The sequence below is a fragment of the Corallococcus exercitus genome (assembly GCF_003611585.1).
Taxonomy (GTDB): domain Bacteria; phylum Myxococcota; class Myxococcia; order Myxococcales; family Myxococcaceae; genus Corallococcus; species Corallococcus exercitus.
The window spans coordinates 1-20,276 of record NZ_RAVW01000155.1 but is presented as its reverse complement, the minus strand read 5'-3'; the positions used below and the strand labels follow the sequence as shown (position 1 = coordinate 20,276).

General features: G+C 70.3%; 19 protein-coding genes. 15 read left to right on the top strand and 4 right to left on the bottom strand.

What is annotated here, in order from left to right; all coding sequences use genetic code 11:
- Positions 1-35: 35 nt before the first annotated feature.
- The 5 genes from D7W79_RS20170 (at position 36) to D7W79_RS20150 (ending at position 4,902) form a co-directional block, all read left to right on the top strand.
- Entirely contained in the window at positions 36-1,013 is a 978-nt protein-coding gene (locus D7W79_RS20170) for a GNAT family N-acetyltransferase (protein ID WP_120527014.1), read from the top strand.
- An 87-nt stretch (positions 1,014-1,100) separates the two neighbouring features.
- On the top strand, positions 1,101-2,252 hold the full coding sequence (gene cax / locus D7W79_RS20165; RefSeq protein WP_208729776.1) for a calcium/proton exchanger: 1,152 nt from the start codon (positions 1,101-1,103) through the stop codon (positions 2,250-2,252).
- Between the two features lie 6 nt (positions 2,253-2,258).
- The gene (locus D7W79_RS20160) at positions 2,259-3,197 is read left to right on the top strand and encodes a DMT family transporter (RefSeq protein WP_120527013.1); all 939 of its coding nucleotides are present in this window, start codon (positions 2,259-2,261) and stop codon (positions 3,195-3,197) included.
- Positions 3,198-3,273: 76 nt separating this feature from the next.
- Positions 3,274-4,248, top strand: a complete 975-nt coding sequence (locus tag D7W79_RS20155) for an MBL fold metallo-hydrolase (protein WP_120527012.1) — start codon at positions 3,274-3,276, stop codon at positions 4,246-4,248.
- Positions 4,249-4,284: 36 nt separating this feature from the next.
- The gene (locus D7W79_RS20150) at positions 4,285-4,902 is read left to right on the top strand and encodes an MOSC domain-containing protein (protein ID WP_120527011.1); all 618 of its coding nucleotides are present in this window, start codon (positions 4,285-4,287) and stop codon (positions 4,900-4,902) included.
- Positions 4,903-4,985: 83 nt separating this feature from the next.
- On the opposite strand, the gene D7W79_RS20145 is transcribed toward D7W79_RS20150, so the two are convergent.
- The gene (locus tag D7W79_RS20145; protein ID WP_208729775.1) at positions 4,986-6,464 is read right to left on the bottom strand and encodes a pentapeptide repeat-containing protein; all 1,479 of its coding nucleotides are present in this window, start codon (positions 6,462-6,464) and stop codon (positions 4,986-4,988) included.
- 44 nt (positions 6,465-6,508) lie between these two features.
- Here D7W79_RS20145 and D7W79_RS20140 point away from each other — a divergent pair, with 44 nt between their 5' ends.
- Together D7W79_RS20140 and D7W79_RS20135 are read left to right on the top strand one after the other, a co-directional pair.
- Positions 6,509-7,471, top strand: coding sequence for an RluA family pseudouridine synthase (locus tag D7W79_RS20140; RefSeq protein ID WP_120527009.1), 963 nt, complete (start codon positions 6,509-6,511; stop codon positions 7,469-7,471).
- Positions 7,472-7,501: 30 nt separating this feature from the next.
- Positions 7,502-10,075 (top strand): penicillin-binding protein 1A, encoded by a 2,574-nt coding sequence (locus D7W79_RS20135; protein ID WP_120527008.1) that lies wholly within the window; start codon positions 7,502-7,504, stop codon positions 10,073-10,075.
- Positions 10,076-10,109: 34 nt separating this feature from the next.
- Here the strand turns inward: D7W79_RS20135 and pyrF are convergent, their stop codons facing one another.
- The gene (gene pyrF / locus D7W79_RS20130) at positions 10,110-10,970 is read right to left on the bottom strand and encodes an orotidine-5'-phosphate decarboxylase (protein WP_120527007.1); all 861 of its coding nucleotides are present in this window, start codon (positions 10,968-10,970) and stop codon (positions 10,110-10,112) included.
- A gap of 13 nt (positions 10,971-10,983) precedes the next feature.
- Positions 10,984-11,745 carry an SDR family NAD(P)-dependent oxidoreductase gene (locus tag D7W79_RS20125; protein WP_120527006.1) on the bottom strand — a complete coding sequence of 254 codons (762 nt, stop codon included), beginning with the start codon at positions 11,743-11,745 and terminating at the stop codon, positions 10,984-10,986.
- A 146-nt stretch (positions 11,746-11,891) separates the two neighbouring features.
- Here D7W79_RS20125 and D7W79_RS20120 point away from each other — a divergent pair, with 146 nt between their 5' ends.
- Positions 11,892-12,290, top strand: coding sequence for a response regulator (locus D7W79_RS20120; RefSeq protein ID WP_120527005.1), 399 nt, complete (start codon positions 11,892-11,894; stop codon positions 12,288-12,290).
- Positions 12,291-12,303: 13 nt separating this feature from the next.
- Here D7W79_RS20120 and D7W79_RS20115 read toward each other — a convergent pair whose 3' ends face one another.
- Positions 12,304-14,118, bottom strand: coding sequence for an AsmA family protein (locus D7W79_RS20115; protein WP_120527004.1), 1,815 nt, complete (start codon positions 14,116-14,118; stop codon positions 12,304-12,306).
- 289 nt (positions 14,119-14,407) lie between these two features.
- On the opposite strand from D7W79_RS20115, the gene D7W79_RS20110 reads away from it, so the two are divergent.
- From D7W79_RS20110 to D7W79_RS20080, 7 genes are all read left to right on the top strand, one after another.
- Positions 14,408-15,364: a hypothetical protein gene (locus D7W79_RS20110; RefSeq protein WP_120527003.1), complete on the top strand. Its 957-nt coding sequence runs from the start codon at positions 14,408-14,410 to the stop codon at positions 15,362-15,364.
- A gap of 70 nt (positions 15,365-15,434) precedes the next feature.
- The gene (sitA5, locus tag D7W79_RS20105) at positions 15,435-16,775 is read left to right on the top strand and encodes a SitA5 family polymorphic toxin (protein ID WP_120527002.1); all 1,341 of its coding nucleotides are present in this window, start codon (positions 15,435-15,437) and stop codon (positions 16,773-16,775) included.
- A complete protein-coding gene (locus tag D7W79_RS20100; RefSeq protein ID WP_120527001.1) occupies positions 16,775-17,125 on the top strand; it encodes a DUF2019 domain-containing protein in 351 nt (116 codons plus the stop codon). Before sitA5 ends, D7W79_RS20100 begins: the two co-directional genes overlap by 1 nt.
- A 218-nt stretch (positions 17,126-17,343) precedes the next feature.
- Complete coding sequence (locus D7W79_RS20095; protein WP_208729774.1) at positions 17,344-17,889, top strand: hypothetical protein; 546 nt, start codon at positions 17,344-17,346, stop codon at positions 17,887-17,889.
- A 61-nt stretch (positions 17,890-17,950) separates the two neighbouring features.
- Positions 17,951-18,943 carry an HAD family hydrolase gene (locus tag D7W79_RS20090; protein ID WP_120527015.1) on the top strand — a complete coding sequence of 331 codons (993 nt, stop codon included), beginning with the start codon at positions 17,951-17,953 and terminating at the stop codon, positions 18,941-18,943.
- Positions 18,943-19,845, top strand: coding sequence for a bile acid:sodium symporter family protein (locus D7W79_RS20085; protein WP_120527000.1), 903 nt, complete (start codon positions 18,943-18,945; stop codon positions 19,843-19,845). The genes D7W79_RS20090 and D7W79_RS20085 overlap by 1 nt, the downstream gene beginning before the upstream one ends.
- Positions 19,846-19,964: 119 nt before the next feature.
- Positions 19,965-20,276, top strand: a 312-nt coding sequence (locus D7W79_RS20080; protein ID WP_244221866.1) for a SulP family inorganic anion transporter, incomplete at its 3' end; no start/stop codon positions are given.

The window sequence follows — 20,276 nt, the reverse complement described above, 5'->3', positions numbered from 1 at the left end:
GGTTTCGGGGGCGCCTTCATGACAGAGTGGGTGTCATGCCCTCTGGTGGCGTCTCGACGGCCGAGCTCGCGGACCTGCTTGCGGCGCTGCCCTTCGGCCACCGGCTGTGGGTGCGCGGCATGGGGCGGTGTCTCTACCCGCTCTTGCGCAGCGGGGACGCGGTGCGGCTCTTGCGCTGCGGGCCGGAGCGGCTGGCGCGCGGGGACGTGGCGCTGGTGCGGCACGGGCCCCGGCTTGCCGCGCAGGTGGTGCTCTCCACGGAGCCCTGGGTGACGGAGTCGCTCTTGGGCGGCACGGACGTGGCGGGCGGGGAATTGGTGGGGCGCATCACCGCGCTCAAGCGGGGCCGGTGGGTGGTGCGGCTGCCCCGGCCCACGCGGCCCGCGCTGTTCCTCCTGCAGCGCACCCTGTCCGGCGTGTGGACGAAGCCCTCGTCCCGGAGGGTGTTCCGCCACCTTCGCGACCTGTTCTCCGGATGGACGAAGCCGCTGCGCCGCCACTTCGTGGGCCCGCTGGAGATAAGGCTGGTGCGCCCGGAGGACCTGGACGCGCTGCTCGCCTTCGCCACGGAGAGGCTGGTGGTGTCCGGTACCTTCCTGCGCCGCCAGCTGCGCGACCGGTGGGGCCTGCCGCCAGACCGGCGCGTGGGGGCGGCGGCGGGCGCGTTCGACGCCGAGGGGCACCTGCTGGGCTTCGCCTGGGCGGATGACTACCACCAGGAGGGGCTGGCGCTGGACGGCTTCTGGGTGCGCTCGCTGGTGGTGTCCCCCCGGGTGCGGCGCATGGGCGTGGCCACCGCGCTGGTGCGGTGCCTGGTGCAGGAGGTCCAGCGTCAGGGCGCGGACCGGCTCCACGCGGACATCGACGAGGACAACACCGCTTCCCTGCGGACCTTCTCCGGCCTGGGGTTCCGCCCCGCGCCGGAGGCGCTGACCGTCGCCACGAACCAGCAGTGGGACGCGGCCGGGGGCAGCAAGCGACTGGTCGTCCTGGTGCGTCCGCTTCCGGGCTGAGTGCCGCACGGAGGTTGCGCCCTCCAGGCACCTGCGCCAAAAGCACCCCCGTCCCGTCCCCCGCGTTTCCTGCTGGCGAGGCCCTTCGTGAGCACTCCCGCGTCCGTCACCCCGTCCTCCCCTGGCAGTCCCCACGCGCCGCCGCCGGCATCCCCGGAGGGCGGGTCAAAGGGCGGCTTCAACGTCGACCACCTGTTCCTGGGCCTCCTGGCGGTGTTCTTCCCGCTGGCCATCGCGTCGCACTTCTTCTTCCCGGGCGTGTGGACGTTCGTCCTCTGCGCGGTGGCGCTCGTGCCGCTGGCGCGGCTGATGGGCGAGGCCACGGAGGTGATTGCGCACAAGCTGGGCAGCGGCCTGGGCGGTTTGATGAACGCGTCGTTCGGCAACGCCGCGGAGCTCATCATCGCTCTGGCGGCGCTGCGCTCCGGTCACGCGGACGTGGTGAAGGCGTCCATCACCGGCGCCATCCTGGGCAACCTGCTGCTGGTGCTGGGCGCGGCCATCCTCGTGGGCGGCCTGAAGTACCCGAAGCAGAAGTTCAACATGACGGCGGCCCTGTCCGGCTCCGCCATCATGTTCCTGGCGCTCACCGCCATGTCCATCCCGGACCTGTTCCACGCGGCGCGCGGCCCCGCGGCGGAAAGGGTCCTCTTCCCCATGTCGGTGGCCATCTCCGTCATCCTGCTCATCGTCTACGCGCTGTCGCTGCTCTTCTCGCTGCGCACGCACTCGCACCTGTACGCGGGCGAGGAGAACGGCGAGCCGGAGGAGATGCCGGTCTGGAGCACGAAGAAGGCCACCGTCCTCCTGCTGGGCGCCACGCTGGGCGTGGTGGTGGTGGCGGAGTTCCTGGTGCACGCGATTGAAGACGCCATCGCCGCGTTCGGCTTCACGCACACCTTCGTGGGCGTCATCATCATCGCCATCATCGGCAACGCGGCGGAGCACTCCACCGCCATCCTGATGGCGCTGAAGAACAAGATGGACCTGGCGTTCAACATCGCCTTCGAGTCCTCCAAGCAGATCGCCCTCTTCGTCGCGCCGGTGCTGGTGCTCGTGTCCATCCCGCTGGGCCAGCACCTGACGCTGGAGTTCAGCCACATGGAGGTGCTGGGCATCGCCATCGGCACGGGCGCGGCGACGCTCATCGCGCTGGACGGCGAGTCCAACTGGCTGGAGGGCGTGATGCTGCTGGGCGTCTACGCCATCCTCGGCGTGGCGTTCTTCTTCATCCCCTAATCCCTCATGGAGGCCAGTCCGGTGACGCAGGAGCGCGGTGGGGCGAAGTGGCGGGCGGACGGGGCGCTGTTGCTCCTCACCGTGTTCTGGGGACTGACGTTCGTGGTGGTGAAGGACGCGCTCGTGTTCGCGGATCCCTTCACCTTCATCACGCTGCGCTTCATCGTGGGCGGGGCGGTGATGGCGGCCATCGCGCGCGGGCGGATGTTCGCGCCCGGCCTCGTCCTCAAGGGGCTGCTGTTGGCGTTGGTGCTGTTCATCTGCTTCGCGCTCCAGACGGTGGGGCTCCAGACCACCACGCCGTCGCGCGCGGCGTTCCTCACCGGGCTCAACGTCCTCTTCGTCCCGCTGATGTCCATGGTGCTGCTCCGGCGCCTGCCCCGGGTGGGCACCAGCGTGGGCGTGGTGCTGGCGGCGGTGGGCCTGTACTGGCTGACGCGGCCCACCCCGGACGACGCGACGCCGGGGGGCGTGGGCGGCCTGCACCTGGGGGACTGGCTGTCCATCGGGTGCGCGGTGGCGTACGCGGGGCACATCCTGCTCACGGAGCGCTTCGCCTCGCGTGAGAACACGGTGGGGCTGGTGGCGGTGCAGCTCGTCGGCGTGGCGGGGATGTCCGCGCTGTGTCTGCCCTTCGTGGAGCGCAAGCTGGAGTGGACGCAGCCCCTGGTGGTGGCGGTGCTCACGTGCGGCGTGCTCGCCAGCGCGGTCGCCATCCTCGTCCAGACCTGGGGCCAGGCCCGCACCAGCGCGGTGCGCGCGGCGCTCATCTTCGCGATGGAGCCGGTGTTCGCCTCCGCCTACTCCGTGGCGGTGGGCCGCGAGGTGCTGGGGCTGAAGGAGTGGCTGGGCGGCGCGCTCATCGTCGTGGGCGTCTTCGCGTCGGAATTGGGCACGGTGGTGTGGGACGGATGGCGGGCACGGGGCCGCACGCCCGCCGCCTGAGCATGCGACGCGCGGGGTGGAGTGGCCCGGCCGGGAGCGCGAGCGCCCGGGCCGCGCTATAGACAGCGCCCATCCCATGAGCGTGGAGCTGAGACGAAACGGCCTGCACCTGACGGGCACGCCCCTGTCGCTGGACGCGAAGCGCAAGTCGCCGCTGTCCTTCGTCAGCCACGGGCACTCGGACCACATCGCCCGCCATGAGAGCACCATCGCCACCGCGGCCACGCTGCGCTTCATGTCGCACCGGCTGGGCCCGGTGGCGGCCCCGCTGTCCGTGCCCTTCCGCCGCCCGTTCGAGCTGGGCCCGCTGCTGCTGGAGCTCTTGCCCGCGGGGCACATCCTGGGCAGCGCGCAGCTGCGCGTCACCCGCGCGGACGGCAAGCGCATCGTCTACACGGGCGACCTGAACACCGCGCCGTCGCTCACCGCGGAGGCCACGGAGGTGGCCACCTGCGACACGCTGGTCATCGAGTCCACCTTCGGGCACCCGCGCTACCGCTTCCCGCCGCGCCCGGAGGTGCTGGGGCAGGTGGAGACGTGGCTGCGCGCGCAGTTGAACCGGGGCGTGACGCCGGTGCTCCTGGGCTATCCCCTGGGCAAGAGCCAGGAGGCGATGAAGCAGCTCGCCGGGCGCGGCTTCATGCTGGTGGCGCACCCGTCCATCTTCGAGGTCGCGGAGCTGTACGCGGAGCTGGGTGTCCCCATCGAGAACCTGCGCCGCTACGACGGCCGCGTGGAGCCGGGCGAGGTCCTCTTCTTCCCGCCGCACCTGGCGCGGGGCGGGGCGCTGGCGCCGCACTGGCCCCGGGCCACGGCGGTGCTCACCGGCTGGGCCATGGACCCCGGCGGCGCGCGGCGCTACGGCGCGGACGTGGCCTTCCCGCTGTCGGACCACGCGGACTTCCCGTCGCTGATGCGCTACGTGAAGGACACCGGCGCGCGGGACGTCATCACCTGCCACGGCTTCGCGGAGGAGCTGGCCCAGGCGCTGCGGGACGCGGGCACGGATGCTCGCCCGCTGGGCAAGCCACAGCAGATGACCCTGTTTTGATTTTGCCGCGTCGGCGTGTTGGAACGGGCGCCCGATATGCCCACTCCTGCTCCCTCGCTGACCGGACACCTGGCCAACGTGCTGCTGTGCACGGACGCTGAACCCAAGCGCTTCGTCACCCGGGAGGTCCCCGAGGTGAAGGTCACCTTCGAAGGCATCGAAGGGGACCGCCACGCGGGCCTCACGCGCAAGGCGGACGTGCGCGTGCCTTGGTTCCCCAAGGGCACCGTCATCCGCAACACCCGGCAGCTCTCCGTGGTGTCGCGCGAGGAGATGATTGAAGTCGCGCGCGCGCTGGGCGTGCCGCACGTGCTGGCGTCGTGGCTGGGCGCGAACCTGGAGCTCGTGGGCGTGCCCCGGCTGACGCACCTGCCGCCGGGGACGCGGCTGTTCTTCCCGGAGGACGCCACGCTGGTGATGGAGGGGGAGAACCTCCCCTGCGTGCAGCCGGGCCGCGTGATTGAGGCGCATTACCCGGACATGAAGGGGCTGGCGGGCCGCTTCGTGAAGGCCGCGTGGCAGAAGCGCGGGCTGGTGGGCTGGGTGGAGCGCCCGGGCCTCATCCGCGCGGGCGACGAGGTGCGCGTGATGCTGCCGCCGCCGGTGACGTACTCGCTGCCCTCCGCCCCGTCGGAGTCGGAAGCCGTGGGTTGAGGCAAGCAGAAGGCCCGGCGGGAGGCGCCTCTCAGCGCATCCGACCGGGCCTCCCTGTCACCGCGTCACCGTGACGGAGTGCTTCAAGCCTCCGGCGACTGGACGATGAGCTTCTCCTTGCCGCACACGTCGCAGCGCACGTGCACGAACAGGTCGTCGTCGCTGTCCTCGGGCACCTCGCCCTCGGGCACGCCCAGCTCCGCCTTGGCCAGCGCCGGCACCTTGGCCGGGATGTCCTGCGCCTTGAGCGACTGCACGTAGGTCATCTCGCGGTCGTGGCACTCGCGCACTTCCGGGCCCGACAGCCACTGCGGCTCCATGCCCTCCGGCAGCCGGCTGAGCAGCTCCAGGTTCGACACGGACTCCGCCAGGTACGCCAGGCGGCGCAGCCGCGCCTCCTCCGGCAGGGCCGCGAACACCTGGAAGCCCTCCAGGAGCGCCTGACGGTCCTCGCCCGTGGCCGCGTTCGCCAGCTCCAGCGACGCGTCCGCCGACTCCAGCGCCTCGTCCCAGTTGTTCTCCGGGTTGAAGCCCGCCTCCAGCAGCGACGTGTACAGCTGCGCGGCGGCCAGCCGGCGACGCACCTCGTGCAGGTGCTCCACCACCTCGTGCGTCAGGCGCAGCTCCAAGAGCGCCCCCGTGGTGCGCGGATCAATGGAGCCCGTGAGGTCGTCCACCTCCACCTCGGTGCGCAGCTCGCCCTTGAGCTGCTTCGCCGCGGCGAAGCGGAACAGCGGCAGCACGCCCACCTCGCGCAGGTACACCGCCGCGACGTTGGCCTCCTTGCCACCCATGCGCAGCGCCTTCTGCGCGCGCTCCACCGCGCCCGGGTCCGCCGCGGGCTTCTTGTTCTCCAGCCGCGTCTTCACCGCCTCGCGGTAGAGCGTCTCCAGCGAGCTGCCCGGCGGCAGCCGCTGCGGTAGGAGCGGGCGCAGGCCCGGCACGTCCAGCACCCAGAGCGGGGGCGCGCCCACGCGCTTGAGCGCCCGGAAGAAGAGCGAGCCCGGCGGATCCTGCGGCCGGAACGGGGGCAGCTCGTCCGGGTGCGCGGAGCCCGCGCCGTCCATCGCGCCGCCACCGCCGTGCGACTGGCCCAGCATCTTCTCGCGCTGCTCGCGGGTGAACGCCGTGATGCCCTGCACCGGCGGGGGCGGCGGCGGCGGGGCTTCCTCGCCGTCCAGGCCCGTCACGCGGTCCATGTCCACGTCGTCCAGCTCCAGGTCGTCCAGACCCTTGGCGCCGGTGAAGTCACAGCGCAGGAGCTTGAGCTTTTCGAAGGTACAGCCTTCCAGGTTGGCGCCGCGGAAGTCGCAGTCCTGCAGGCGGCCTCCGTGGAAGTAGGCGTTGGAGAGGTCCGCGTCCCGGAAGTTCATCTTCGACAGGTCACAGCGCTCCCACTCGGAGCCCACCAGTCCGAGCCCGGACAGGTCGGCGTTGGCGGAGAACAGCTGCGTGAACGTGGCGCCCGTGTGGTCGGTTCCCGCCTGACCTGACTTGCGCAGACGGTTCCACTCGGCGGAGCCGCTCTGGAGCAGCTTCTCGATAGTTGGGGCTTTCGGCATGGACCCCGAATTATTCGTGTGCTCTGGTCCAGGCGCCAGCACAAATGATCGAGTACCGAATCGAAGCCGACACCGTCGGGATGCGGCTGGACAAGCACCTGCGCAAGCGGATGCCCAACGTCCCCGTCAGCCACCTCTTCAAGATGATCCGCACCAAGAAGGTGCGGGTGAATGGCAAGCGCGCGCAGCCAGAGCAGTTGCTTGCCGAAGGAGACGTGCTCACCATCCGCGGCACCGAAGAGCAGCTCACCCTGGCGGAGCGTCCGAAATCGGACCGTCCGCCCCCCCCACCGCCACCGGTAGACCCCTCCCGGCTGGTCATCCTGAAGGAAGACGACTGGCTCATGGCCGTGGACAAGCCCAGTGGCATGGCCGTCCATACCGGCAGCGGCATCACCGGGGGCACCCTGGTGGACTACGTGCGCGCCTACCTGGGCCCCAAGGCCACCCGGAACGACTTCACCGCCTCGCCCGCCCACCGCCTGGACCGGGAGACCTCCGGCGTCATCCTGGTGGCCAAGCGCCGCCCGGCGATGGTGCATTTCACGGAAATCTTCACCCACGGCCACCCGAAGAAGCGCTACCTGACCCTGGTGAAGGGGAAGATGCCGAAGGATTCGGGCGTCATCGACCTGCCGCTCGCCGAGCACCAGCAGACGGCCGAGTCCAAGTCCCGTCGGGGAGTGAACATGCAGGAGGCCGTCACCCGCTGGAAGGTCGTGCGCCAGTCGAGCGAGGCAGCCCTCCTCTCCTGCACCATCGAGACCGGGCGCACGCATCAGATAAGAAGACACCTGGTCGCCGTGGGCCACCCGGTGGCGGGTGACAAGAAGTACGGAGACTTCGCCTTCAACCGCGACGTGCGGGCGCGCTGGGGGCTCAAGCGTTTGTTCCTGCACGCCGAGCGCATCGAATTTCCGCACCCCGAGGATGGCAGGAAGGTCGTCGTGGAGACCCCAATGCCACCCGAATTGACGGACGTGCTGAAGCGGGCGGCGCTCCTCTAAGCCTTGAGCCCAGGACTCGACAGAACACGCATGTCCGACCCGAAGATTGACCGCAGCCGCTCCAAGCTGGTGCTCGACGGCGTCCCGCCCAAGCGCAACATCCTCGTGCGCTTGATGAAGCTCGCCGCCGTGCTGGGCCTCATGGGCGCCACCGCGGCGGTGCTCGCCGTCGTGGGCGCCTACTACATCTTCTCCGACGGGCTGCCCGCCATCCCGAAGGTGGACGAGTACTGGCCGCCCATCGTCACGGAGGTCTACACCGACGACGCGGTGCTCGCCGGCGAGTTCTACAATGAGCGGCGCAAGGTGGTGCCCTACGAGCGCATCCCCAAGCGGCTCGTGCAGGCGTTCATCGCCAGCGAGGACTCCAGCTTCTTCGACCACTTCGGCGTGGACGTGCTGGGCACCGCGCGCGCCGTGTCCAAGACGGTCCTGACGAAGCTGGGGCTGCGCGGCGGCGGCGTGCAGGGCGGCTCCACGCTCACGCAGCAGACCGCGAAGGCGGTCCTCATCTCCGCGGAGGGCTACAAGGAGGCCACCGCGAAGACGCCCAAGCGCAAGATTCGCGAGGCCATCCTCGCCTTCCGGCTGGAGCAGGCGCTGACGAAGGAAGAGATTCTCTATCTCTACCTGAACAACGTCTTCCTCGGGCACCACAGCTACGGCGTGCAGAGCGCGGCGGAGAACTACTACCGCAAGGACGTGCGCGACCTGACGCTGGGGGAGATGACCCTCATCGCGGGCCTGCCCCAGGCGCCCAGCCGCTACTCGCCGTTCCTGCGTCCGGAGGCCGCGAAGAAGCGCCGCTCCTACGTGCTGGGCCGCATGCTGGTGGAAGGCATGATCTCCAAGGAGGAGCATGACCAGGCCAACGCGGAGCCGGTGAAGGTGTACCCGGTGGAGGACGTCTTCCACGAGTTCGCCCCGTACTTCGTGGAGCAGGTGCGCAAGGACGTGGTGGACCGCTACGGCAACCCCGTGCTCCTCAAGGAGGGCCTCAAGGTCTTCACCACCATGGACAGCGAGCGGCAGCGCGCGGCGCAGGACTCCGTGCTGGACGGCCTGATGTCCGTGGACAAGCGCCAGGGCTGGCGCGGTCCGGTGATGCAGCTGGCCACCGAGCCCGAGCGCAACGCCTTCATCGCCAAGGCGAAGAAGCTGATGGGCAAGGAGGAGCTCATCGAGAACCGCCTCTACGTGGGCGTCGTCACGCGCATCGACGACGACGGCAAGGGCGCGGACGTGCAGGTGGGGCCGCACCAGGGCCGGCTGCCGCTGTTGGGCATGCGGTGGGCGCGCAAGGTGAACCCGGAGAGCTACTACCCGGCCAGCATGATCACCTCCGTCAAGAAGGCCGTGGCGGTGGGCGACGTGGTGGTGCTGCGCCACGTGGTGAAGAAGGAGCTCACGGACGACAAGGAGCAGTGGGACCGGAAGCTCGCGGAGGACATCCCGGAGGAGGGCGTGAAGCTCTTCCGGCTGGAGCAGACGCCGGAGGCGCAGAGCGCGCTCGTGTCCATCGACCCGCATCGCCAGTACCTCACCGCGATGGTGGGCGGCTACGACTTCGACGACAACGAGTTCAACCGCGCGTTCCAGGCGTGCCGGCAGCCGGGCTCGTCCTTCAAGCCGTTCGTGTACTCGGCGGCGCTGGAGCAGCTGGAGTGGACGGAGGCCACCGTCATCGTGGACTCGCCCATCGTGGAGCACGACCCGGACAACAAGGTGTCGTGGAAGCCGGCCAACTACAGCGAGGAGTTCGTGGGTGACGTGCTGCTGCGCACCGCGCTGGTGAACTCCATGAACATCCCCGCGGTGAAGACGTTCGGCGCGGTGGGCGTCCACAACATGGCGGACTGGGCGAAGAAGCTGGGCATGACGACGCCCATGAACATGGACTTCTCCGCGGCGCTGGGTTCGTCCTGCGTCTACCCGTTCGACCTGGCCAGCGTGTACGCGACCTTCAACCGCTACGGCCGCAAGAAGCCCACGTACTTCATCCGCAAGGTGGAGGACCGCTTCGGCCGCACGCTGGAGGACCACACCGCGTTCGACGACGCGTGGGCCCCGCTCCAGGACCGCGTGGCCGCGGGCTACGCGCGCCTCTTCGAGCCGGGCGAGCAGGTGATGAGCCCGGAGACGGGCTACATCCTCACGCACCTCCTGCGCGGCGTGGTGCTCCAGGGCACCGGCGGTCCCGCGCAGAAGCTGGGCAAGCCGGCGGCGGGCAAGACGGGCACGACGAACGACTCCTTCGACGCGTGGTTCGCGGGCTACACCAAGGACCTCGTGACGGTGGCGTGGGTGGGCTACGACCTGAACCCGCACCCGCTGGGCCGCTATGAGACGGGTGGCCGCGCGGCGCTGCCCATCTGGCTCAACTACATGAAGCGCGCGCTGGAGGGCCGGCCGCAGCCGGAGTTCTACCCCTGGCAGTCCATGCAGCTGGCGCGGCTCTACATCGACAAAAAGACGGGCAAGGTGTCCCACCCCGGCGCCAAGGGCGCGGAGCTGATGTTCTTCAAGAAGGGCACCGAGCCGAAGGAGGCCGTGCCCGACAAGAACCAGGTCGGCGTCGATCAGTTCATGATGGGCGCGCAGTAGTCCTCAGCGCGCCGCATCACCAACGCAGTGCCCTTCAGGCGCCTTCGCGGAAACCCCGCGAGGGCGCCTGATGTGCTTCCAGGGCCTGCTTCAGCGCGGCCACGTCCGGCCCCGCCTCCAGCACGGAGCGCGCGGCGGTGGGAATCACCTGCCGCTCGCGGCCGGAGAAGAGCTTGGGCAGGTCAGAGAAGCCCGCGCCCTGCGAGCCGATGCCCGGCGTGAGCATCAGCGCGCCGCCCAGCCGCTCCACCACGTCGCGGTCGGCCGGGGGCAGGGTGGCGCCCATCACCGCGCCCGCGGGGAACACGCCGCGGCCGGCCTTGTCGTTGAGCTTGCGCAGGCCGTCCGCCACCGCCTGGGCCACGGTGAGGCCGTCGCTGCCCACGGCGTTCTGCAGGGGCGCGCCTTCCGGGTTGGACGAGCGCACGACGATGAAGGCGCAGGCGCCGTGGTGGCGCGCCAGCTCCACCGTCTTCGCGAGCGCGCCCAGGCCCAGGTACGCGGTGAAGGTGGCGGCGTCCACGTCGTACGCGCTGTCCTTGCCGAACAGCGATTGCGCGTAGGCGTCCATGGTGGAGCCGATGTCGCCGCGCTTCACGTCCAGCAGCGAGAGGGTGCCCGCGGCGCGGAAGCGCTTGAGCACGCGCTGGAGCACGACCAGCCCTTCGGGGCCGTGGCGCTCGAAGAAGGCGCTCTGGGGCTTCACCACCGCGAGCGTCTCGCCGGCCGCGTCGGCCAGCCGCTCGCAGAAGTCGGACAGGCCCTGCACCGTGTCCGGCAGGTTCCAGCGGGCGAGCACGTCGCGGGACGGATCCAGGCCCAGGCAGAAGGGGGAGCGCTCGTCGGCGAGCTTCTGGAAGCGCTCGGCGAAGGACGGGGGCGGGAACGTCGTCATGGCCGGGCTCCTCTCACTTCAGGCGGCGCGCGGTGGCGTCGAACAGCGGGTTGGGCATGACCTTCAAGAGGCGCATGGGCGTGGCCAGCTGCCAGGGGAAGCTCACCTCCGTGGCGCCCGCGAAGATGCCTCGGCCCATGCGCTCCACCGCGTCCTCGGTCTCCATGAGGAAGGGCATGGGGAAGTTGTTCTTCGCGGTGAGCTCGCTCTTCACGAAGCCCGGGTAGACGCACGTCACCTGGACGCCGGTGCCCTTGAGGTCCACGCGCAGGCTCTCCAGGAAGGTGGCGAGGAAGGCCTTGGACGCGGAGTAGGCCGCGTGGCCCGCCAGCCCCCGCATCCCCGCGAGGCTGGACACGCCGACGACGTGGCCCCGGCGGCGCTCCACCATCTGCGGCAGCACCGCGCACAGCGTGGCGGCGGCGCCGGTGACGTTGGTGTCGATGATGGCGCGCGTGCGCTCCCAGTCCATGCGCTTGCCGTGCGTGGGCCCGCCGATGCCCGCGTTCGCCACCACCAGGTCCAGCCCGCCGCACTCCGCGTCGATGGCGCGGATGCGCTCCTGGGAGGCCTCCGCGTGGTTGACGTCCATGACGACGGGCTCCACCGCCGCGCCCGCGGCCTGGGCCTCCGCGGCCAGGGCCTGCAGCTGTGACAGCCGCCGGCCCGTCGCGAACACGCGCACGCCGTGCTTCGCCAACCACAGGGCCAGTCCACGTCCCAGCCCGCTCGAGGCGCCAGTCACCAGCGCCGTCCGGTAGGTCATCTCCGCCATGCCGTCCTCCAGGGGTGTCGCAGCGGCCTGCCTTGTCGCACGGTTGCGCGCCCGAGGGCACGCAAAACCCCTCCCCCTCACCCGAGGACGAGGTGCCTTCTTCAGCGCGTTGACACCTTGGAGCCCTGGGAAGGGGAGTTTCGGTCATGCCCTGGTGGAACTGCATCCTCGTGGTGGACGACGACCTGGACCTGCTCCGGGCCTACAAGGAAGTGCTGGAGCTGGACGGGCACGAGGTGGCGCTGGCGCGAAACGGCTTCGAGGCGCTGCGCCTCCTGCAACAGGGGCTGCGTCCGGCGCTCATCCTCCTGGACCTGATGATGCCGGGGATGAACGCCTGGTCCTTCCGCCTCCGTCAGCTGCAGGACCCGGCGCTCGCCTCCATCCCGGTCATCGTCCTGTACGCGCAGGACGTGGGGGCTCGCGCCATGAACGCCCTGGGCGTGGACGGCCTCCTGGAGAAGCCGGTGGACCTGGACGTGCTCCTGGGCGCGGTGGCCACCTACGTGAAGCCCACCGGGGCCGCGGCCCCCCCTCCGCAGTGAGGCAAGGAGCCCCCTAGCGGAACGGGGGCACCGGCTGGCCCTTGAACCAGTCCGTGGCCTTCAGCAGGTGCAGGTCGTGCTTGCCGGGCCGCAGCTCAATGCCGCCCGTCACCGCGCCCAGCGTCGCCAGCAGGGCGCCCGTCATGTTGCCCTGCACGAGGTCCAGGTGGCCTTCCAGGGAGAAGCCGTCGCCCTTCGCCTTCAGCTCGCGCAGCTGGAGCCCGCGCTCGTCAATCTGCACCTGCCCCGTCACCTCCACCTTCGGAATGTTGAGCACCGAGGTGAGGAAGCCGGGCAGCTTCTTGGACGAGGTGATGAGCGCCACCAGGGGCTGCGTGTCGGTGAGCTGGCTGGAGAAGCGCGCCTTGAACACCGTGGGGGACAGGCTGAGGCTCGCGCGGGGCAGGGTGAAGTTCCCGCTCCAGGAGCGGATGGGCACGTTGCCGTTGGACGACACCTGGCTCAGCCGCAGCGTCGTCCCGCTCAAGCCCAGGTCCGTCATGTCCCAGGACAGGTGCCGCGCGTCCACCTCCACCTCCGCGCGCAAGAGGACCTTGTTCTGCCCCATGCGTCCGGAGACGAGGTCCGTGTCCATGCGCAGCTCCAGGGCGTTGCGCGCCTTCGCGCCCTTGGAGGGCTCCTCGCTGCGAATCGTCACGTGACCGGAGTCGATTTCGAGCGTCCGCCCCAGCCACGGGTTGAGCACGCGCAGGTCCAGGGGCTTGCTCTTCGCCACGCGCAGCTCGGGCTCCAGGTCCAGGCCTTCCTGGCCTTCGCGCCGCCGCGCCAGCACGGTGAGGGCCACCTCCGGCACCTCCACGTCGTTGCCCCCGGCGCCCGACACGCGCACGGGCGCGAACGCGAGCCGCAGCGAACCCGACGGCTGCCCCTGCTGCTCCGGGGGCATGGACGCCTCCAGGCTCCACGGGGCCCGCGCGCGCATGGGGCCTGCTCTCAAGTCCAGCGCCGCGCCCGAGGCCTTCAGCTGGCTGCCGGGCTCCAGGGTGTTGCGCTCCATGCGCACGTCCAGGTCCACCCGGCCGGCGCCGCCGCGAAGGGACACGGGGGCGCTCGCGCCCAGCTGGTCGTTGATCCAATCCAGCGGCAGCACGTCGAGGTGCGTCTTCACCTGGCCGCTGAGGGCCTGGGAGAGGTCGTAGCCCTTGCCCTTCTGGAAGGGCGCGTCGAGCCGGGCGTGCGAGTCGAATGCCTCCAGCCTCGCGACGCGCTTGCCGTCCACTTCGACGAAGCCCTCGGCCACGCGCACCGACGGCAGGTCCACGTAGAGCCGTTCACGGGACTGGAGGTTCAGCGTGCCGGTGACGTCCAGTGCTCCCGCGAAGCGCACGCGGCTGAAGTCCAGCTCGCGCACCTCGTGCAGCGTGACGTCCTTGAGGTGGATGACCCAGGGCTTGCTGTTCGGGTCGGACGGCTGCTCGGGCGCGCCACTCGGCTCCAGGTGGAAGCTGGCGCCGTGTCCGTCGATGCCGTCCACGTCCACGCGCTTGCGCAGCAGGCCCGTGAGCGACATGCCCGCGTTCAGTTCATCCACCTCCACCTTCCACCAGACGTCCGCGTCCTGCTGGGTGAGGGTGAAGCCCTTCAGATGCAGCCGGCCCACGGGCCACAGCCACCACGCGCGCTGCCACGTCAGCTGCGTGCGGTCCGTCGCGCGGCCCATGATGGCCTGGGTGACGCCGGTGTTGAGCGCGACGTTGAGCGCGACCTCCAGCACCGCGACCGCCACCAGGGCCCACAGCGCCACGCGGCGCCAGCGCCTCCTGCGAGGAGCGGCGTCCTGGACGTCCGGGGGAGGGGAGGCGGTCATGTCGCGAGGTTCCGGATCCGGGAAGAGGCCCCTGGATGCCTCAAGCCCCCGACACGCACAAGGCGTGTTTCCTCGCGACGCTGGATGGGAGACACCCCCTGGCCGACGGAGAAGCGGGCCGGGTCGAGCCAGGGCGAGCGGCGGTGCCAGCCGGTGTCGGGCGGGTGCTTCCACCCCCTGGGGAGGCGCGGACGAGGCGGCGAGCGAAGAGCGCGCCTGGATGTCATTGCGCCGATTCGTGGCGGGGTGCACCGTCGAGGGGAACCCCCTGGGAAGGACGGGTGTGCCGATGGGAATCGCGGGCCGCACGGGACCCATCGAGGCGCTCCGCAACCTGGCCCTGTCGCTGCAACAGCTGGCGGCGAGCGAGATCGCGACTGGCGTGGTGCGTGGCACGGCCGACGGGATCCGCAAGGAGGTGCCGGAGATCGACGGGCAGTTGCACACGCTGCTCCAGGACGTGCTCACGGTGCTGGGACGGCTGGCGCACGAGGCCGCCAAGCGCGAGCACGGGGAGCCGGTGGATGCCACCCAGGCGCTCGCGGAGGCGGCCATGGAGGGCGCGCTGAAGGCGCTGGAGCGGGAGTGGAACGAAGGCGGCCTGCCCCTCCATGGCTTCATCGCGCGCCTCAACCACCTCTTCGATGAGGTGGTGGCGTTCGCCCATTCCCGCACGGATGAGATCCGGACGCCGGGCGAGCGGGCCCAGCTCATGGCCCGGGGCGTGGTGAAGGCGGCCACGGAGCAGCTGCACGACTCCCTGCCTTCCATCCTGGACGACGCGCGTGGCCTGTCTCCGTTGGGTGAGGAGGTGGCCTCGAAGGTGGGCCGGGGGCTGGTGGTGGGCGTCGAGTCCAAGCTGCGAGAGGACTCCAGCCTGTTGCAGGAACTGGTGGAGCGAGCGGGGCAGGGGCTGGTGCGCGGACTGGCGACGGGCCTGCGCGAGGAACTGGCATCGAGTCCCGTGGCGTCCGGAGAGGCACTGGGCGCATCCCTGGCGACGCTCGCCGAGCGCACCGCCGCCGCGACCATCCGGGGCGCGGGGAGCGCGCTCACGCAGGAGGCGCTCCGCTGGCGAGAGGCGCCACGCAACCAGGACCTGGTGCGGCGCACGAGCCGGGAAGTCACGGCCGGAGCCCTGGAGGCCCTGGGCGCGCGGCTGCGCCGGCCCCTGCTGGCCCTCGCGGGAGCAGGCAGTGCGCTCGTGGCGCTGACGGTGCTGTCCGCGCGCTGGCGCCACGCCTGACGTTGCTTGCTACTGCGTTCGTTCCTCGCTCATTCCGGGTTCGGGCTATGGAGCCGGAAGAGGGCTCCGAATGCTTCCACGTGGGTGGTGGGTCTTTCTGCTGGTCGTGCTGTCCGGCTGTGGCGGTGTGCGGACCGTCGTGACGTTGGACATGGGCGTGGGCCGGGAGGCCACCTTCATTCCACGCCAGGACGCCCGTGTGGTGGCGCTAGAGAATGCCGAGGCCTCACTCCGGGAGAGTGCGACGCACGCCCGGCCGTCCTCCCGCCCGCAGCAGGCCGCTCGTGAACTCTTCCAGATGGAGGCTCGCAGTGGCTCCTACCGCTACGAGCCACGCGAGCGGCGCATCACGCCATTGGGAGCCGGTGAATCACTGGAGGTCATCGACCCGGGAGGCGTGGGCGGCCTCACGCGGGAGTACCTGCGGTGGTGCGAGCGTACGCAGCGGCAAGGGGATTGTCTGCGGTTGTTGTCGGAGACCCCCATCCTGGATGGGGATGGCCGCTATGTGCTCGCCATGGCGCTGGCCCGGGGCGTGGTCCTCACGGAGATGGCGGATGCCTTCAAGGACATGGCCGACCCCGAGGCCATGATGGCCGCGGTGCTCTGGACGTGGACCACGTACATGGTCCTGCTGGCGGTGCCCGAGCCCATCTCCAAGGGGATCGCGGCGGTGATGACCGCCACGCTCATTGCCTACGTGGGCATCGACACGTTCTGGGGCCTCATCATCGGCTTCAGGCAGTTGGTGGAGGCCTCGGACCGGGCCATCACGTTCGATGACCTGCGCCAGGCGGGGGAGCGGTACGGCAAGGTCATGGGGCGCAACGCGGCACGTGCCTTCGTGATGCTGGCCACGGCGGCGATGGGGAACACAGCGGCGGGGCTGGCGCGAAATGTGCCCGCGCTGCCGGGAGCCGCACAGGCCACGGCTCAGGCAGGGGCGCAGCTGGGGATCCGCCTGTCAGCGGTAGGGGAAGTGCGGTCGGTCGCCGTCGGCGCGGGAACGGTCACGCTCTCATTGGCTCCAGGCGCGGTCGCGATGTCGGCCCAGGGACAGGGGGGAGGAAGTCCTCCTCCGGCACCCGGTGTCAGGTCCTGGGGCTCGTTCAATGGCTTCAAGCAAGCCATGGGGCCGGCGGGGGCTGGCAAGCAGTGGCACCACGTCGTCGAGCAGACTCCCGGGAACGTGGAGCGGTTCGGCCCGCACGCGCTGCACAACACGGACAACGTCATTCGATTGGATGCTCGGATGCATACGCGCATCAGCGGTATCGTCTCCTCCATTCGTGCCGACTTGACCCGGTCCTACACGATGACGGTGCGTCAATGGCTGAGCACCCAGTCCTTCGAGGAGCAACGCCGCTTCGGGATGCTGGTCCTGGAGCAGGTCATGAAGGGAACCTGGTGATGGAGCTGAAGGAACTCGTTGAACAGTTCGCGCACCATGTTGCCGCACAGGGCGACTGCATCCGGGACGGTGACTCCAGGAAGGGCAACAAGCACGCCCGGAAGTACGGGGCTGCCTTGGAGGCGTTGCTTGTGCGGGGGGATTCCGGCCGGGAGGCGCTCTCCGTCCTGCTGAAGCATCCCCGTGCGGACGTGCGAGGCATGACTGCCTCGTTCCTGCTGCGTTACCGAACGGAAGAGTCGAAGGCGGTGTTGGAAGCCATCGCGGCGGAGGGAGGCCTCGCGGCCATTGGCGCCACCTTGAACCTCCAGCGCTGGGCCGAGGGCACCTGGTCGCTTGATCCAGGATGAGCAGGCGCCAGGCGGATCCGCTGCCCGGGACCTTGGTCCCTGTTCCTCCCCAGTGAGAACGCCTTCGCGTCCTGTGTGACAGCAGGCGGTGCTCCCCGTCAGAGGACAGAGGCGTAAGACCCGGGGGCCGTGGCGACGGCCTCCACTTCCTCACCAGCTTCAATCCCGGGCGCAGCGCAGGCGGGGGAGGAGACATGGCGGGAGTCCGGACACGTGGCTTGGTGCTCGGGCTCATGGGGGGCCTGTGCTGCGCCGCTTCCTCCTTCGCGCAAACGCCGGAGGCTCCCACCAGTGGCGCGGGAGCCTCCGAGCAGGACCTGGCCAAGGCCACGCAGAACCCGGTGGCCGACCTCACCAGCGTGCCCTTTCAAGACAACCTCGACCTGGGCCTCGGCCCGTTCGACCGCGCGCGCAACACCCTCAACATCCAGCCCGTCCTCCCGGTGAAGCTCACCTCGAGTTGGTCGCTCATCAACCGCGTCATCCTGTCGCTCACCTGGCAGCCGGACGTGACAGCGGACTCGGGCGGGACCTTCGGGCTTCGGCGCGGGCGTGGGCAAGGTCACGAAACCGGGCAAGCAACCCATCAACGCGTCCGTGAGCGCGTACTGGAACGCCGTGCGCCCGGACGGGGCCGCGGACTGGCAGCTCCGCGCGCAGATCGCCTTCCTGTTCCCCGAAGGCAAGCCGAAGGCACCCGCGCCTCCGCAATGACAGCCAGCCGCAGCGGGCCCTCCTCCCGCGCCTTCCATGCCGCGTTGTGAAGGTGCCACTTCGTTCCCACCCTCCTGATGTCTGGGATTGCACGGGGACCAGGAGGCGGCCGTGGGGCGACGCGCGTGGAAGGAACAGGTCTGGCTCCTCTCGGCACTCGCGCTGCTGGTCGCGGTCCCCTTGCAGGCGCTGGCGGCGGATCCGCTGCCGTCCTGGAACGACGGCCCGGTGAAGCAGTCCATCGTCGGCTTCGTCACCCGCGCTACCACCCAGGGCGGCCCCGGCTTCATCCCGCCGGAGGAGCGCATCGCCACCTTCGACAACGACGGCACGCTCTGGCAGGAGCAGCCCGTCGTGCAGGGCGCCTTCCTGCTGGAGCAGGTCAAGGCCCGCGTGAAGGAGGACGCGTCGCTCGCGAAGCGCCAGCCCTTCAAGGCCGTGCTGGAGGGCGACGTGGCCCTGCTGTCCGCCATGGACGAGCCCCAGTTGATGGAACTGGTCGCCACCACCCACGCGGGCAAGACGCAGGAGGAGTTCGCCCGCGAGGCCCGCGCCTTCTTCCAGACCGCGCGCCACCCGAAGCTGGGTGTGCCGTACACGCAGCTGGCCTACGCGCCCATGCTGGAGCTGCTCCAGTACCTGCGCGCCAACGGCTTCCAGACGTGGATCTCCTCGGGCGGTGGCACCGACTTCATGCGCGTCATCTCCGAGGACACCTACGGCATCCCGCCCCAGCAGGTCATCGGCAGCAGCCTGAAGGAGAAGTTCGACGAGGGGAACGGCCACCCGGTGCTGCGGCGCGAGGCCCGCCTGGACCACCTCAACGACAAGGCGGGCAAGCCGGTGGGGATTGAGCAGCACATCGGACGGCGGCCCGTGTTCGCGGCGGGCAACGTGCGCTCGGGCGGGGACATCCAGATGCTCCAGTACACGAAGGAGCAGCCGCGGCCGGGCTTCTCCCTGCTCCTCAACCACGACGACGCGGAGCGCGAGTTCGCCTACGCGGAGAAGAACGACGCGTCGCTGAAGGCCGCGCGCGAGGGCGGCTGGACCGTGGTCAGCATGCGCCAGGACTGGAAGCGCATCTTCCCGGAGGGCCGGTGATGCACGTGCTGCATGCCTTCATCGAGCTGATGATCTCGACCTTCATCATCGCGCTCGGCCTGTCGCAGGGCCTGTCGTGGCACCTGGGGGACCTGGGCCGGGGCGTGCGGCAGCCGGCGTTCGCGCGAGGGCTGGGCGTGTGCCTCATTGGCGTGCCGCTGCTGTCCATCCTCGTGGTGAAGGTGCTGCCGCTGGGGCCCACCGCGCAGGCCGTCATCGCGCTGATGGCGTTCTGCCCGGGACTGCCCATGGCGCTCAACGTCGTGTCGCATCAGAAGGGCAACCTGCCGCTGGCCCTGGCGCTGTCCATCACCCTGTCGCTGATCGCCATCGTGTTGATGCCGTGGTCACTGCAACTGCTGGCACGGCTGTTCCCCCTGGCCATCCAGCCGCCGCCGTACGGGGTGCTCCTGTCCAGGGTCATGCTCCCGTTCCTCATCCCCTTCGTCCTGGGCATCGGCTTCCAGAGGCTGTCGCCCGGCTGGGCACACCGGCTGCACAAGCCGGTGAAGCTCTACTTCAACTTCGCCCTGGCCGTGGCCGCGCTGGCGCTGCTCGTCGCGAGCTTCCCGCTGCTGAAGCGCTTGTCCTTCTGGGTCCTGATCGCGATGGTGGTGGTGACGCTGGGCTCCACGGCCCTGGGACACGTAGCGGGCCGGCCGCGGCCCCAGGACCGCACGGCGCTGGCCATCTCCGCCGTCTTCGGCAACCCCGCCTTCGCCTTCTGCCTGGCCGGCAGCACCTATCCCATGAAGAGCCTGCTGGGCGTCATGGGGCTGTACCTCTTCATCCGCACCGCGGCGCTGGTGCCGTACCTGCTCTGGAACCCGCGCCACCAGGCGTCCGAGCGCGGAGGCGGGCCGACGCTGCCGCCGGGCAGGCGGGCCTCCGCGAACCCGTAGCCCCTCCGTGTCCTGGAGCCGATGCGCGCAACGCACCCGGGTGGGTGATGCCGTGAGGCCCGTGCGCCTCCACCCTTCCTTGCGTCCGGGAGGCCAGGCACGCGGGGGGTGGAAGGGTCATGAAGCGCACCGCGGCCACGGCCGGTCAGGTCCTGAGCCGGGTGCTCCCGGGCGTCGAGCAGGCGCGGACGTATGAGCGGCGCTGGCTGCGCTCGGACGTGCTGGCCGCGCTCACCGTGGGCGCGATGCTCATTCCCCAGGGGCTGGCCTACGCGCAGATTGTCGGCGTGCGCCCCGCGGCGGGGCTGTATGCGGGCGTCTTCGCGATGCTGGCCTACGCGCTGTTCGGCCCGTCGCGCCACCTGCTGCTGGGGCCGGAGGCGGGCGCGGCCATCCTCACCGCGACGGCGCTGGCCCCGGTGGTGGCGGGC

Excerpts from the sequence above, each read along its gene's own strand:
- D7W79_RS20170 (WP_120527014.1), top strand. The coding sequence starts at position 36 with ATGCCCTCTGGTGGCGTCTCGACGGCCGAGCTCGCGGACCTGCTTGCG.
- D7W79_RS20160 (WP_120527013.1), top strand. The coding sequence starts at position 2,259 with ATGGAGGCCAGTCCGGTGACGCAGGAGCGCGGTGGGGCGAAGTGGCGG.
- D7W79_RS20155 (WP_120527012.1), top strand. The coding sequence starts at position 3,274 with ATGAGCGTGGAGCTGAGACGAAACGGCCTGCACCTGACGGGCACGCCC.
- D7W79_RS20150 (WP_120527011.1), top strand. The coding sequence starts at position 4,285 with ATGCCCACTCCTGCTCCCTCGCTGACCGGACACCTGGCCAACGTGCTG.
- D7W79_RS20145 (WP_208729775.1), bottom strand. The coding sequence starts at position 6,464 with ATGCCGAAAGCCCCAACTATCGAGAAGCTGCTCCAGAGCGGCTCCGCC.
- D7W79_RS20140 (WP_120527009.1), top strand. The coding sequence starts at position 6,509 with ATGATCGAGTACCGAATCGAAGCCGACACCGTCGGGATGCGGCTGGAC.
- D7W79_RS20135 (WP_120527008.1), top strand. The coding sequence starts at position 7,502 with ATGTCCGACCCGAAGATTGACCGCAGCCGCTCCAAGCTGGTGCTCGAC.
- pyrF (WP_120527007.1), bottom strand. The coding sequence starts at position 10,970 with ATGACGACGTTCCCGCCCCCGTCCTTCGCCGAGCGCTTCCAGAAGCTC.
- D7W79_RS20125 (WP_120527006.1), bottom strand. The coding sequence starts at position 11,745 with ATGGCGGAGATGACCTACCGGACGGCGCTGGTGACTGGCGCCTCGAGC.
- D7W79_RS20120 (WP_120527005.1), top strand. The coding sequence starts at position 11,892 with ATGCCCTGGTGGAACTGCATCCTCGTGGTGGACGACGACCTGGACCTG.
- D7W79_RS20115 (WP_120527004.1), bottom strand. The coding sequence starts at position 14,118 with ATGACCGCCTCCCCTCCCCCGGACGTCCAGGACGCCGCTCCTCGCAGG.
- D7W79_RS20110 (WP_120527003.1), top strand. The coding sequence starts at position 14,408 with ATGGGAATCGCGGGCCGCACGGGACCCATCGAGGCGCTCCGCAACCTG.
- sitA5 (WP_120527002.1), top strand. The coding sequence starts at position 15,435 with ATGCTTCCACGTGGGTGGTGGGTCTTTCTGCTGGTCGTGCTGTCCGGC.
- D7W79_RS20100 (WP_120527001.1), top strand. The coding sequence starts at position 16,775 with ATGGAGCTGAAGGAACTCGTTGAACAGTTCGCGCACCATGTTGCCGCA.
- D7W79_RS20085 (WP_120527000.1), top strand. The coding sequence starts at position 18,943 with ATGCACGTGCTGCATGCCTTCATCGAGCTGATGATCTCGACCTTCATC.